This window comes from Mycobacterium sp. NGS59 (genome assembly GCF_059812345.1).
Map to the genome: position 1 here is coordinate 285,706 of NZ_JCALCN010000001.1, position 13,657 is coordinate 299,362.

Consider the following 13,657-nt stretch of genomic DNA (forward strand, 5'->3'; position numbering starts at 1 on the left):
TGGGGACGCTCGACGCTCAGGGCAGCAGCACGATCGAGCCGCTGGTCTTGCGGCCCTCTAGGTCGGTGTGCGCCCGCGCGGCCTCGGCCAGCGGATAGCTCCCGCCGACCGTGACCCGGACCGCACCGCTGCCGATCACGTCGAACAGTTCGGCGGCGCGCCGACTGAACTCCGGCCCGGTGCGGATGAAATGGGCCAGCGACGGCCGAGTCAGATACACCGACCCGGCGTAGTTGAGGCGCTGAGGGTTGAACGGCGGGACGGGACCGCTGGCGCCCCCGAACAATGCCAGCGTCCCGCGCACGGCCAAGCTGGCCAGGCTCGCGTCGAAGGTGCTCGCGCCCACGCCGTCGTACACCGCGGCCGCGCCCGCGCCGTCGGTGAGTTCGCGCACTTGGCGGCCGAATGCGTCGGCGTCCTCGGGGTAGGGGAGCACTTCGGCCGCGCCCGCCTCCCGCGACAACCGCTCCTTTTCCGGGGTCGACACCGTAGTGATCACCCGGGCGCCCAGCGCGGTGGCCCACTGGGTCAGGATCAGCCCCACACCCCCCGCGCCGGCATGTACCAGCACGGTGTCTCCGCTTTGCACCGGGTACACCGACTTCACCAGGTACTGCGCGGTCAGCCCCTTGAGCAAGACCGACGCGGCGACGTCAGAGGCGATCCCGTCGGGCACCTTTGCCGTCAAAGAGGCTGGCGCAGTACAGAATTCGGCGTAACCATCGTTGGCCGACGCGCTCACCACCCGGTCGCCCACCGCGATGCTGTCTCCCGCGTCCGGGCCCAGGGCGACCACCGTCCCGCACACCTCAGACCCGAGCACGAAGGGCAGTGGACGCGGGTACTGGCCGGAGCGGAAGTAGGTGTCGATGAAGTTGACGCCGATAATTTCGGACTCGATCAGCAGCTCACCCTGACCGGGCTCGGGCTGGGGCAGTTCGGTGTAGTTCAGAACTTCGGGGCCACCGGTTTCGCCGACTTCGATCGCGCGCATGAGAGATATCATGCCCGGGCATGAAACTAGCCCGACCGGACGTCTTCCATCCGCGCATCGTGCTGGCGGGTCGTCGGCACGGTGACGACGCGGGTCTGGTGGCCGCGCTCCGACACCGCGGCTTGCACGCCCGGTGGTTGTCCTGGGACGACCCGGACGTCGCCGATGCGCATCTGGTGATCCTGCGCGACACCCCGGACTACGCGGAGCGCCTGGACGAGTTTCTGGCCTGGACGGTCCGCGTGCAGAACCTGCTCAACCCGCCCGCCGTCGTCGCCTGGAACGCCGACCGACGCTACCTGGACGATCTGGCGCGCCATGGCGTGCCGACCGTGCCGGGTTCGCAATGGGCGCCCGGCGCGACCGTGCCCAGCGACGGCCACGTGTTCGTCGGCCCCGCCGTCGGCAGCGGGACGCGGCGATTCAGCGATCCCGCCGAGGCGACCACCTACCTCGCCGAGCAACCCGAGACCGTCTTCGTGCAGTCCGCTTCGGGGCCGGAAACAGTGCTGATCTTCGTCGGCGGCGAACCCTCGCATGCGTTCATCACCAGGGACAACGGCCTACACCACGGGGAGGCCGACTTCGGACTCTGGGACGTCGGTGCCGCCGCTCTGGACGTCGCGCCGGGGGACTTGCTCTACGGGCGGGTCCATCTGGTCGGTGACCGGGTCTTGGAATTGCAGCTAATCGACCCGCCGCTGGGCTGGCTGCGGCTGGACGCCCGCACCCGCGACCTGGCCCAACGGGAATTCGCGCTGGCCGTCGAATCGGCCTGCGAGCGCCTCGGTCTGGGCCCGTTCTCGCATCGACGCCCATAGCGCCGCGGTGGCCGCGGTGCATGCCGCCGCACCGGCGACGTGGATAGCGACCAGCACCGCGGGCACTCCGTTGTAGAACTGGGCGGTACCCACGGCGGCTTGGGCGAAGACCAGCGCCAGCAGCACGCCGAGCCGCCGCATGGTGGCCCGGCCCGCGTGTAGCGCCGCCAGCCCGAAACCCAGGCCCACCAACAGCGACAGGTAGGACACCAGCAACGACGAGTGCAGGTGCACCAGAGTGGTGATCTCGATCTCGAGTCGCGGCACGGTGCGGCTGGGGCTCTTGTCGCCGGCGTGCGGGCCGGCCGCGGTCACCAGCGTGCCGGTGACCAGCACCGCGGCCAGATTCACAGCGCTGAGCACGGTGAGCATGCGCAGCGGTGCGGCGACCGTGTGATGCGCCTCGCCGTCGTCGGGTTCGCCGACCTTGACGAAGAGCAGCACCGACAACCACACCATCGTCATCGACGCCAGCAGGTGGATCGCCACCGTCCACCACAGCAATCCGGTCCGTACGGTGATGCCGCCGATGACGGCCTGCACGACCGTCGAGGCCGGCATCAGCCAGGCGTAGAACAGCACCTCACGCCGCCGACGAGCCCTGGTGACGGCCAGCACGGCCAGCGCGGCGGTGACGACCACGGCAAAGGTGACCATTCGGTTGCCGAATTCGACGGCCTGGTGGATGCGGGGGACCTCGGCGTGCGCGACGGGGGTGAAGCTGCCCGGGAAGCACTGCGGCCAGGTGGGGCAGCCCAGGCCCGACGCGGTGACCCGAACGATCGCTCCCGTGACGGCGATGCCGCCCTGGGTCAAGATCACCGCGGCCGCGATCAGCCGCTGGACACGCAGACTGGGCTCGGGCAGCTTGTCCACCACCCGGAGCAACGCTTGTCCGACAGCCACCGCCCGATCGTATCGACAACTACGTCATGTAGTAGAAGCGGCTCCGGGTTGCAGGCCCGCTCAGGTGAAGCGGAACCACCGCCGCGCCGCCACCGCGGCCATTGCGCCCCAGGCGGCCAGTACCGCGATACCGAACCAGTCCACCCGCAGGCTCATCGCCTGCGACAGCGCCTCGGTCAATGCCCCGGACGGTGTCACCCGCGCCGCAAACTTGATCGCCGTCGGGACGACGTCCGTCTCGAGGGTCAGCGCGCCGAACCCGGCGAAGACGAACCACAACAGGTTCGCCAGCGCCAGCACGATCTCGGCCCGCAACGTTCCGCCGAGCAGCAGGCCCAATGCGGCGAAGGCGGAGGTGCCCAGCCCGATCACCACCGCGCCCAGTGCCAGCGCCGCCGGTGCCGGTCGCCATCCGACCGCAAAACCTATGCCGCCCAGGATGATTGACTGCAAGAGCACGGTGAAGACCACGGCCAGCGACTTGCCGGCGATGATGCCCCACACCGGCAGCGGGGTCGCTCCGAGCCGCTTCAGCGCGCCGTAACGGCGGTCGAAGCCGACCGCGATCGCCTGCCCGGTGAACGCAGTGGAGATGACGGCGAGCGCCATGATGGCCGGCACGAACACGTCGGCGCGGCGCGGACCGAAGGAACCCAACGGCAGCAGCGTGAGCCCGACGAGCAGCGTGATCGGGATGAACATCGTCAACAACAACTGCTCGCCGTTGCGCAACAGCAGCTTGGTTTCCAGCTTCGACTGCGCGGCCAGCATCCGGGACACGGGGCTGGGCCGCGGGTCCGGGGTGAAGGTGCCGACCGGGAACGCGTCAGCACTCATGACCGCAACCTCCTGCCGGTCAGGTCCAGGAAAACGTCCTCGAGGCTGCGTTGTTCGACGCGCATGTCGGTGGCCAGCACGTCGATCTGGGCACACCAGGACGTGACCGTCGCCAGCACCTGGGGTCCGACCGGGCCGGCCACCAGGTACTCGCCGGGGGACAGTTCGCTGGCCTCGTAGTCTTCGGGCAGCGCCGAGGACAGCAACGAGAGGTCGAGTCGCGGCGGCGCGCTGAACCGCAGCTGGTTCTTCGCGCCGCTGCGCATCAGTTCGGCCGGGGTACCGGATGCGACAGTTTCGCCGTGGTCGATGATCACCAGCCGGTCGGCCAGTTCCTCGGCCTCCTTGAGCTGATGGGTGGTCAACACCACGGTGACCCCGTCGCGGCGCAGTGCGTCGATCAATTCCCACACCAGCAGCCGCGCGTGCGCGTCCATCCCGGCGGTGGGTTCGTCGAGAAACACCAATTCGGGGCGGCCGACCAGGGCGCAGGCCAGCGCGAGTCGTTGCTGCTGCCCGCCGGAAAGCCGCTTGTAGGTGGTGCGGGCGGCTTCGGTCAGGCCCAGGATGTCCAGCAGCCAGGCCGGGTCCAGCGGGTTGGCGGCGTAGGAAGCCACCAGTTCCAGCATCTCGCCGGCCCGCGCTGCCGGGTAGCCGCCGCCGCCCTGCAACATCACCCCGATGCGGGGCCGCAGCCGCGCGTTGTCGGCGATCGGGTCCAGTCCCAACACCTCGATGGTGCCGCCATCTGAGCGCACGAAGCCCTCGCACATCTCGACGGTGGTCGTCTTACCGGCGCCATTGGGCCCCAACAGCGCGAACACCTCGGCGGCATGCACGTCCAGATCGAGACCTGACACCGCCTGGACGGACCCGTACCTCTTGGACACCCCGCGTAGCCGCAAAACGATTTCGCGGTCTTGGGGGACTGAGCTCACGTGGAATCAGCGTAGGCGTCGGGCGTCGTGGCTGCTTCCGAGGGCCGGTTTGAGGTGGTTGGACTCCCCACAGTCTCGGCGACTTCGGGCGGGGGCGCGCGGTCTTCGTCCTCATCCGGCAGCGGTCGCCACGGCAGCCGGTGATAGGTCAGCGAAATGAGCAACACCACGATGAAAGCGCTGGCCAGCGTCGCGTCGACGATCTGGAACAGCGCGAAACGGTCGCCGTTGGCGGTGGGTCCGAAGATGCCGACGACCAACGTGATGGCGATCGCGGCGGCGCGAAAGCCGGTGCGGGTAGCCCAGGCAGCCAGCGGGATGATCGCCCACAGCAGATACCACGGCTGCACGACGGGAAACAGCAGCACCGTCAGGCCCAGCGCCACGCCCAGTCCGCCGATCGGGTGCAACCTGCCGCGGAAGACGGCCAGCAGCAGCCAGCAGACGATCACCATGATCAGCAACACGCCGATCCCACGGGTCAACGACAGGATCGCGGTGGTGTGATCGCCCAGGCCCAACAGGATGCCGACCTGCCCGGTGCCCAGCGCCAGCAGCGTGGGCGGCGACATCCAGCTGCGCACCACGTTCGCGGTGCCCAGGGTGTAGATCCAACCGAATCCGAGCCCGCTGGCCGAGCCGACGAGCCCCATCACGGCCAGCGCCAACCCCGCCATCGCAGAGCTCGCCACCAGCAGCGCCTTGAGGGTGCCGCCCCACCGATAGGCCAGCGCCCCGGTGACGAAACCCAGCGCCAGCAGCGACGGCAATTTCACCTGGGAGGACAGCACGATCAGGATCGACCCGCCGACCAGCATCCCCAGCGGCTCCCAGTCCGGTCCTAGCCGCCACGACGCGGGTTTGAGGCGGTCGGCGTCCAGGCCACGCAGCGCGAATTCGGCGCCGGTCAGCATCAGCCCCAGCATCAGGGCCTCGTTGTGGATGCCGGCGACCAGGTGCATGAACAGCAGCGGGTTGGCCGCGCCCAGCCAGAGCGCGCTGACTTCGGCCACCCCGCAGCGACGCGCCAGCCGTGGCGTCGCCCACACGATCAAGGCCACACCCAGCAGCACCACCAGCCGGTGGCAGAGCACGGCTGCGACGATGTTCTCCCCGGTCAGCGAGGAGATGCCGCGTCCGATCCACAGGAACAACGGACCGTAGGGCGCCGGCGTCTCGCGCCACAGGCTGGGCACCGACAGGGTGAACACGTGGCCCAGGCCCAGCCCGGAGGCAGGCCCCACCCGGTATGGGTCCAGTCCTTCCAACGAGATCTGGCTCTGCGCCAGGTAGGAGTAGACGTCCTTGCTGTACATCGGCGGAGCGATGAGCAGCGGCAGCATCCACAACACCAGGGTGCGGTCCAACTCGCCACGCGACATTCGCCGCTTACCGGAGGCGAACCGGCCCAGCATCAGCCAGGCGAGTGCCATCATCACCGCACCGGTGGTGGTCATCGTCAGCGAGACCGTCTGGATGCGGGAAGGCAGATTGAGCAGCCGAACCCCGAAAGTGGGGTCCTGCACGACCGGTCTGGCGCCGTCACCCAGCGCTCCGATCGCCATCAGGACGGTGCCCGTGGCACCGAACAGCCGGGTGCGTTTGAGTGCGGACAGTTCGGTGGCGTTGAGTGGCTTGCCCACGGTCTGCTCGTCGCCGTGCAGCGCGGCGATCGACGAGCTCAACGTGTGGTGGCGGCCTGCCATGCGAGCAGCGTAGCCCCGGCGACGACGCGGGCTGTTGGATGCGGCCCGTGGAGGAGCGGGGCCATTGCTGTAGCCCCGGCGACGACGCGGGCTGTTGGCCTCGTCACGTAAGGGGACCCTTGCTGGACCGAGGCTCGGAATTGCGACACACTGGTGTTGTGAAAATCCGATCCGAGCTTGGCCTTGCCGTGCCTACGGCCGGTGCTGCCGGGTCGGACGGTCACACGAGGCGCGCGATCGTGCGACTGCTGCTGGAATCGGGATCAATCACCGCCACGGATATCAGTGAACGGCTCGGTTTGTCGGCCGCCGGGGTGCGACGCCATCTCGACGCACTCATCGACGCCGGGGACGCCGAATCCGTGGCTGCCGCGTCCTGGCAGCAGGTGGGCCGCGGCCGGCCCGCCAAGCGCTACCGGTTGACCGCTGCCGGACGCGGCAAGCTCGACCACGCCTACGACGACTTGGCCTCTGCCGCAATGCGACAACTGCGCGAGATCGGCGGCGACGACGCGGTGCGGACATTCGCGCGCCGCCGCATCGACTCGCTGCTGTCCGATGTCGCACCCGCCGACGGTTCCGACGAAGCGTCCGTCGAAGCCGCGGCCGGGCGGATAGCCGACGCGCTCACCGATGCCGGCTACGTCGCCACCACCACCCGGGTGGGCGGGCCCATCCACGGTGTGCAAATCTGCCAGCATCACTGCCCGGTCTCGCACGTGGCCGAGGAATTCCCGGAGCTGTGCGAAGCCGAGCAGCAGGCCATGTCGCAGGTGCTCGGCACGCATGTGCAGTTGTTGGCGACGATCGTCAACGGTGACTGCGCCTGCACCACCCATGTACCACTCGCCCCGGCGCCCAGCCCGCGCCCGCCGATCACCAACACCAGAGGAGCGTCCCGATGACACTCGAAGCGCCGCTGACCCAGGAACAGACGATCGAGTCGCTGGGCCGGTACGGCTACGGCTGGGCCGACTCCGACGTCGCGGGCGCCAGCGCCCGGCGCGGGCTGTCCGAGGCCGTGGTCCGCGACATCTCGGCGAAGAAGAACGAGCCCGAGTGGATGCTGAAGACCCGCCTGAAGGCGCTTGGCATCTTCGACAAGAAGCCGATGCCCAACTGGGGGTCCAATCTCGAAGGCATCGACTTCGACAACATCAAGTATTTCGTGCGGTCGACGGAGAAGCAGGCGGCGTCATGGGAAGAGTTGCCAGAGGATATCAAAAACACTTACGACCGGTTGGGCATCCCGGAGGCGGAGAAGCAGCGCCTGGTTGCCGGTGTGGCCGCGCAGTACGAATGCTTGGCGGGGGACACCTTGGTGTGGACGGCCAACCGAGGCCAGGTCCCGATCAAGGAAATCGAGTACGGCGACCGAATTTTCGCCTATGACGAGGACGCCGAGCGGTTCGTCGTCGCACCGGTCAGAGCCTCCGCTCAGACCGACACGAGGTTGACGCACGAGATCAAGACCACCCGGCGCGCTATCCGGGCTACCGACAACCACCCGATGTTGGTGTTGCGCGATGAGCGCAAGCAAGGGCGCCAGCGCGCCCGCTTCGCTCGTCGTTGGGTCACTGTCGGCGAGATCAAGGCGGGCGACTTCATCGCGGTGCCGCGGCGGGTGCCCGAGTTCGGCGTCGCCGCCGAGCTTCCGACCGTGGCGGGGCTGAAGACTCCGGCCTCGAGTTCTGTCGACCTGATGTGGCTGTTGGGCCTGTACATCGGTGACGGCAATCTGCATCTGTCGACGAAGACTTATCGGGTCCAATTGGCCATTCCCGCAACCGATGTCGAGTTGCGAGCCGAGGTGACGCGCGTAGTCAAGGAGTTGTTCGGGCTGCGGTGCATCGAGGCCGACGAGTACCGGATCGTCGTCAACTCGAAGGCGTTGACGGAGTGGATCGTCGCGCTGGGATTCAACGGGCTGTCGTTGACCAAGCGGGTGCCTGACTGGGTCTACGGGCTGCCGGTCGACCAGCGACTAGCCTTCTTGGGCGGATGGGTGGACGCCGACGGGTACGTGAACCCGGACAAGAGCGGTTCGATCCTGCTGACCAGCGCCAATGAACCCCTGATTGGTCAGGCGCGGGAGCTGGCCGAACTGTCCGGACTGCGCGCCGCCGGGCCGTGGTCGTTCACTCAGCCGTACCGGCATGCGCCCGACCGCATCCAAACCGCTTGGCGGCTCGGTATTTCCGGTGACTTCGAGCGCCTGGGCTGCCGTAATATCAAGCGCACCAGCCGCTTCGGGCGCCGTCGTTACATGCACTCGTCGAACAGCTCCCACGGCACCACGATCCGGGCGCACGTCAACGAGTGGCTCGGTTTCGAGCGGGTCAAATCGGTCGAGCCCTACGCCGTCGAGCCCGTCTACGACATCGAGGTGGACGGACCGCACAACTTCGTCGCTGCAGGCCTCGTCGTGCACAACTCCGAGGTGGTTTACCACCAGATTCGGGAGGACCTCGAAGCCCAGGGCGTCATTTTCCTCGACACCGACACCGGCCTGCGTGAGCACCCGGAAATCTTCCAGCAGTACTTCGGTACCGTGATTCCGGCCGGGGACAACAAGTTCTCGGCGCTCAACACCGCCGTATGGTCGGGCGGCAGCTTCATCTACGTGCCGCCGGGCGTGCACGTCGACATCCCGCTGCAGGCCTACTTCCGGATCAACACTGAAAACATGGGCCAGTTCGAGCGAACCCTGATCATCGTCGGAGAGAACGCTTACGTTCACTACGTGGAGGGCTGCACTGCTCCCGTTTACAAGTCGGATTCGCTGCACTCGGCGGTGGTCGAGATCATCGTAAAGCGCGGTGGCCGTTGCCGTTACACGACAATCCAGAACTGGTCGAACAACGTGTACAACTTGGTGACCAAGCGCGCGCGGGCCGAGGCCGGCGCCACCATGGAATGGGTCGACGGCAACATCGGCTCCAAGGTGACCATGAAGTACCCGGCGGTCTGGATGACCGGTGAGCACGCCAAGGGCGAGGTGTTGTCGGTGGCGTTCGCCGGCGAGGACCAGCACCAGGACACCGGCGCCAAGATGCTGCACCTGGCGCCCAACACGTCGAGCAACATCGTGTCCAAGTCGGTGGCGCGCGGCGGCGGCCGCACGTCCTACCGCGGCCTGGTCCAGGTGAACAAGGGTGCACACGGCTCCAAGTCGAGCGTGAAATGCGATGCACTGCTGGTCGATACGATCAGCCGCAGCGACACCTACCCCTACGTCGACATCCGCGAGGACGACGTCACGATGGGCCACGAGGCCACCGTGTCCAAGGTCAGCGAGAACCAGCTTTTCTACCTGATGAGCCGCGGGATGACCGAGGACGAGGCGATGGCGATGGTGGTGCGCGGGTTCGTCGAGCCGATCGCCAAGGAACTCCCGATGGAGTACGCGCTGGAGCTCAACCGGCTGATCGAGTTGCAGATGGAGGGCGCGGTCGGATGACCGCACCTGCAGCACTCAACAAAGGCGAGCTGTTCGCGTCCTTCGACGTCGACGCGTTCGAGGTACCGCACGGCCGCGACGAACTCTGGCGGTTCACCCCGCTGAAGCGGCTGCGCGGCCTGCACGACGGTTCGGCGAAGGCCACCGGCAGTGCAAAGATCACCGTCAGCGAGCAGCCCGGCATCCGAACCGAGACCGTGCGCCGCGGCGACGAACGACTCGGTGAGGGCGGTGTTCCCACGGATCGCGTTGCGGCGCAGGCGTTTTCGTCGTACAACGCGGCCACGCTGGTGACCGTCGGACGCGACACGCAGATCGCCGAACCGGTCAACATCACCGTCACCGGGCCCGGCGCCGGCGCGGTCGCCTACGGGCACCTGCAGATCCGGGTCGAAGAACTCGGCGAGGCCGTCGTCGTCATCGATCACGATGGCAGCGGAACCTACGCCGACAACGTCGAATTCGTTGTCGGGGACGCTGCCCGGCTCACGGTCATCTGGCTCGCCGACTGGTCCGACGACACCGTGCATCTCAGCGCGCACCACGCGCGGCTGGGCAAGGACGCGGTGCTGCGCCATGTCGCCGTCACGTTGGGCGGCGAGGTGGTGCGGACGTCGACCAACGTGCGCTTCGCCGGACCCGGCGGCGACGCGGACCTGCTGGGTCTGTACTTCGCCGACGACGGTCAGCATCTCGAGTCGCGGCTTCTCGTCGACCACGCCCAGCCGGACTGCAAGTCCAATGTGCTGTACAAGGGTGCGCTGCAAGGGGATCCGACGTCGAAGTTGCCCGACGCGCACACGGTCTGGATCGGCGACGTGCTGATCCGTGCCGAAGCCACCGGCACCGACACCTTTGAGATGAACCGCAACCTGGTGCTCACCGACGGGGCACGCGCGGACTCGGTGCCCAACCTGGAGATCGAGACGGGGGAGATCGCCGGCGCCGGACACGCCAGTGCCACCGGACGATTCGACGACGAGCAACTGTTCTACCTGCGCTCCCGCGGCATCCCCGAAGAACAGGCCCGCCGGCTGGTGATCCGCGGCTTCTTCGGCGAGATCATCGCCAAGATCGCAGTGCCCGAGATCCGGGAACGCCTCACCGCAGCCATCGAACACGAACTGGAAATCACGGAAAAGATCTCATGACAACTCTGGAAATCAAGGATCTGCACGTCAGCGTCGCCAACCCGAACGCCGCCGACGGTGAACGCGAGATCCCCATCCTCAACGGCGTCGACCTGACCGTGAAATCCGGTGAGACGCATGCCCTGATGGGCCCCAACGGCTCCGGGAAGTCGACGCTGTCCTACGCCATCGCGGGCCACCCCAAATACGTGGTCACGTCCGGGTCCATCACCCTGGACGGCGAGGACGTGCTGGCGATGAGCGTCGACGAACGGGCCCGGGCCGGGCTGTTCCTGGCCATGCAGTACCCCGTCGAGGTGCCCGGCGTGTCGGTGTCGAACTTCCTGCGTTCGGCCGCGACGGCCATCCGCGGCGAGGCACCCAAGCTGCGGCACTGGGTCAAAGAGGTCAAGGCCGCCATGGCCGCGCTGGACATCGACCCCGCTTTCGCCGAGCGCAGCGTCAACGAGGGCTTCTCCGGCGGTGAGAAGAAGCGCCACGAGATCCTGCAGCTGGAACTGCTCAAACCCAAGATCGCCGTCCTCGACGAAACCGACTCCGGCCTGGACGTCGACGCGCTGCGCGTGGTGAGCGAGGGCGTGAACCGTTACGCACAGGCCGAGCATGGCGGGCTGCTGCTCATCACCCACTACACCCGGATCCTGCGCTACATCCACCCCGAACACGTGCACGTGTTCGTCGGCGGCCGGATCGCGGAATCCGGCGGCCCGGAGTTGGCCGACGAGCTCGAGCAGAACGGTTACGTGCGCTTCACTCAGGCCGCCACCACCGGTGCCTAGCATGCTGGACCTGACGGCTGTCCGGGCCGATTTTCCGATCCTCAAGCGCACCATGCGCGGCGGAAACCAGTTGGCGTACCTCGATTCCGGTGCGACGTCGCAACGTCCGCTGCAGGTGCTCGACGCCGAGCGCGAGTTCATCCTGACCTCTAACGGCGGGGTGCACCGCGGCGCGCACCAGTTGATGGAAGAAGCCACCGATGCCTACGAGCAGGGCCGGGCGGACATCGCCGAGTTCGTCGGTGCCGACGCCGAGGAACTGGTATTCACCAAGAACGCCACCGAAGCGCTCAACCTGGTGTCGTATGTGTTGGGGGACAACCGGTTCGAGCGCGCCGTCGGACCCGGCGACGTCATCGTCACCACCGAACTCGAGCACCACGCCAACCTGATCCCGTGGCAGGAACTGGCGCGCCGCACCGGTGCCACCGTGAAGTGGTATGGCGTGACCGAGGACGGCCGTATCGATCTGGACTCGCTCCAGCTCGACGACAACGTCAAAGTCGTTGCCTTCAGCCATCATTCGAATGTCACCGGCGCGCTGGCACCGGTGGGCGAGCTGGTCGCTCGCGCCCGCGCCGTCGGCGCGCTGACCATTCTGGATGCCTGCCAGTCGGTACCCCACCACCCGGTCGACTTCCATGAGCTCGACGTCGACTTCGCCGCGTTCTCCGGTCACAAAATGCTGGGACCCAATGGGATCGGAGTGTTGTACGGCCGGCGGGACCTGTTGAACTCCATGCCGCCTTTTCTTACGGGCGGGTCGATGATCGAAACGGTCACCATGGAATCGGCCACCTACGCGCCGGCGCCCCAGCGCTTCGAAGCCGGCACCCCGATGACCTCCCAGGTGGTCGGATTGGCCGCCGCCGCACGCTATCTCGAAGCGATCGGCATGGACGCCGTCGAGGCGCACGAGCGGGAGCTGGTCGCCAAGACCATCGACGGCTTGTCCGGCATCGAGGGTGTCCGCATCGTCGGTCCCACGTCGATGGAGAACCGCGGATCGCCGGTGTCGTTCGTCGTCGAGAGCGTGCACGCCCACGACGTCGGCCAGGTGCTCGACGACGAGGGTGTGGCGGTGCGGGTCGGTCATCATTGCGCACTGCCCCTGCACCGTCGGTTCGGCCTCGCGGCCACCGCACGCGCGTCGTTCGCGGTGTACAACACCGACGAGGAAGTCGACCGGCTGGTGCGTGGCGTGCGACGGGCCGTGGATTTCTTCGGGAGATCCTGAGTTGCGGCTCGAGCAGATGTACCAGGATGTGATCCTGGACCACTACAAGCACCCGCATCACCGCGGGCTACGGGAGCCCTTCGGTGCCGAGGTGTTCCACGTCAACCCGGTGTGCGGCGACGAAGTGACGTTGCGGGTGGCGTTGTCCGCCGACGGTGAGACCGTCGCCGACATCTCCTATGACGGCCAGGGCTGTTCGATCAGTCAGGCCGCGACATCGGTACTGACCGATCAGGTGATCGGGCAGAGTGTGCCGCAAGCGCTGCGGACCGTCGACGCATTCAGCGAAATGGTGTCGTCGCGCGGAAAGGTCCACGGCGACGAGGATGTCCTGGGCGACGGAGTAGCGTTTGCAGGAGTGGCCAAGTATCCGGCGCGGGTGAAATGTGCGTTGCTCGGCTGGATGGCGTTCAAAGATGCACTCGCGCAGGCCCACGCAGCTCTCGAGGAGGTCGACAGATGAGCGAAACCACGGTGCCCGGCAGCGGACAGAGCGCTTCGGATGAGGAGTTTCTCGCCGACATCGAAGAGGCGATGCGCGATGTCGTGGACCCGGAACTGGGAATCAACGTCGTCGACCTCGGTCTCGTCTACGGGTTGAACCTGGAAGAGGGCGACGCGGGCACTGTCGCCGTGGTCGATATGACCCTGACGTCTGCGGCCTGCCCGCTGACCGACGTCATCGAGGATCAGTCGCGTTCGGCGCTGGTCGGCAGTGGCCTGGTCGACGAGATCAAGATCAACTGGGTCTGGAACCCGCCGTGGGGTCCGGACAAGATCACCGAGGACGGCCGCGAGCAGCTGCGTGCCCTCGGTTTCACCGTCTGA

The 13,657-nt window shown here is 67.3% G+C and carries 11 protein-coding genes and 2 pseudogenes; 8 read left to right on the forward strand and 5 right to left on the reverse strand.

Annotated features, from left to right (window positions below; translation table 11 throughout):
- Positions 1-16: 16 nt before the first annotated feature.
- Entirely contained in the window at positions 17-994 is a 978-nt protein-coding gene (locus AC5Y46_RS01270) for a quinone oxidoreductase family protein (RefSeq protein ID WP_499944541.1), read from the reverse strand.
- 20 nt (positions 995-1,014) lie between these two features.
- Here AC5Y46_RS01270 and AC5Y46_RS01275 point away from each other — a divergent pair.
- Positions 1,015-1,194, forward strand: a pseudogene (locus AC5Y46_RS01275) (DcsG N-terminal domain-containing protein); the annotation flags it as partial.
- A gap of 486 nt (positions 1,195-1,680) precedes the next feature.
- Here AC5Y46_RS01275 and AC5Y46_RS01280 read toward each other — a convergent pair.
- From AC5Y46_RS01280 to mptB, 4 genes are all read right to left on the reverse strand, one after another.
- Positions 1,681-2,694: a COX15/CtaA family protein gene (locus tag AC5Y46_RS01280; protein ID WP_499944608.1), complete on the reverse strand. Its 1,014-nt coding sequence runs from the start codon at positions 2,692-2,694 to the stop codon at positions 1,681-1,683.
- Positions 2,695-2,781: 87 nt separating this feature from the next.
- The gene (locus AC5Y46_RS01285; RefSeq protein ID WP_499944542.1) at positions 2,782-3,558 is read right to left on the reverse strand and encodes an ABC transporter permease; all 777 of its coding nucleotides are present in this window, start codon (positions 3,556-3,558) and stop codon (positions 2,782-2,784) included.
- Positions 3,555-4,496, reverse strand: a complete 942-nt coding sequence (locus tag AC5Y46_RS01290) for an ABC transporter ATP-binding protein (RefSeq protein ID WP_499944543.1) — start codon at positions 4,494-4,496, stop codon at positions 3,555-3,557. The genes AC5Y46_RS01285 and AC5Y46_RS01290 overlap by 4 nt, the downstream gene beginning before the upstream one ends.
- The gene (gene mptB / locus AC5Y46_RS01295; protein ID WP_499944544.1) at positions 4,493-6,202 is read right to left on the reverse strand and encodes a polyprenol phosphomannose-dependent alpha 1,6 mannosyltransferase MptB; all 1,710 of its coding nucleotides are present in this window, start codon (positions 6,200-6,202) and stop codon (positions 4,493-4,495) included. The genes AC5Y46_RS01290 and mptB overlap by 4 nt, the downstream gene beginning before the upstream one ends.
- Positions 6,203-6,360: 158 nt before the next feature.
- Between mptB and AC5Y46_RS01300 the strand changes: the two genes are divergently transcribed.
- The 7 genes and pseudogenes from AC5Y46_RS01300 to AC5Y46_RS01330 all read left to right on the forward strand — a co-directional run bounded on the left by AC5Y46_RS01300 (position 6,361) and on the right by AC5Y46_RS01330 (position 13,657).
- Positions 6,361-7,107, forward strand: a complete 747-nt coding sequence (locus AC5Y46_RS01300) for a helix-turn-helix transcriptional regulator (RefSeq protein WP_499989796.1) — start codon at positions 6,361-6,363, stop codon at positions 7,105-7,107.
- Entirely contained in the window at positions 7,104-9,662 is a 2,559-nt protein-coding gene (sufB, locus tag AC5Y46_RS01305; RefSeq protein ID WP_499989797.1) for a Fe-S cluster assembly protein SufB, read from the forward strand. The genes AC5Y46_RS01300 and sufB overlap by 4 nt, the downstream gene beginning before the upstream one ends.
- Entirely contained in the window at positions 9,659-10,813 is a 1,155-nt protein-coding gene (sufD, locus tag AC5Y46_RS01310) for a Fe-S cluster assembly protein SufD (protein ID WP_499989798.1), read from the forward strand. The genes sufB and sufD overlap by 4 nt, the downstream gene beginning before the upstream one ends.
- Positions 10,810-11,592 carry a Fe-S cluster assembly ATPase SufC gene (gene sufC, locus AC5Y46_RS01315; RefSeq protein WP_499944549.1) on the forward strand — a complete coding sequence of 261 codons (783 nt, stop codon included), beginning with the start codon at positions 10,810-10,812 and terminating at the stop codon, positions 11,590-11,592. Before sufD ends, sufC begins: the two co-directional genes overlap by 4 nt.
- Before the next feature lies 1 nt (position 11,593).
- A complete protein-coding gene (locus AC5Y46_RS01320) occupies positions 11,594-12,829 on the forward strand; it encodes a cysteine desulfurase (RefSeq protein WP_499989799.1) in 1,236 nt (411 codons plus the stop codon).
- 16 nt (positions 12,830-12,845) lie between these two features.
- Positions 12,846-13,335, forward strand: a pseudogene (sufU, locus tag AC5Y46_RS01325) (Fe-S cluster assembly sulfur transfer protein SufU).
- Positions 13,289-13,657, forward strand: coding sequence for a metal-sulfur cluster assembly factor (locus AC5Y46_RS01330; RefSeq protein WP_499944551.1), 369 nt, complete (start codon positions 13,289-13,291; stop codon positions 13,655-13,657). The pseudogene sufU and the gene AC5Y46_RS01330 overlap by 47 nt, the downstream one beginning before the upstream one ends.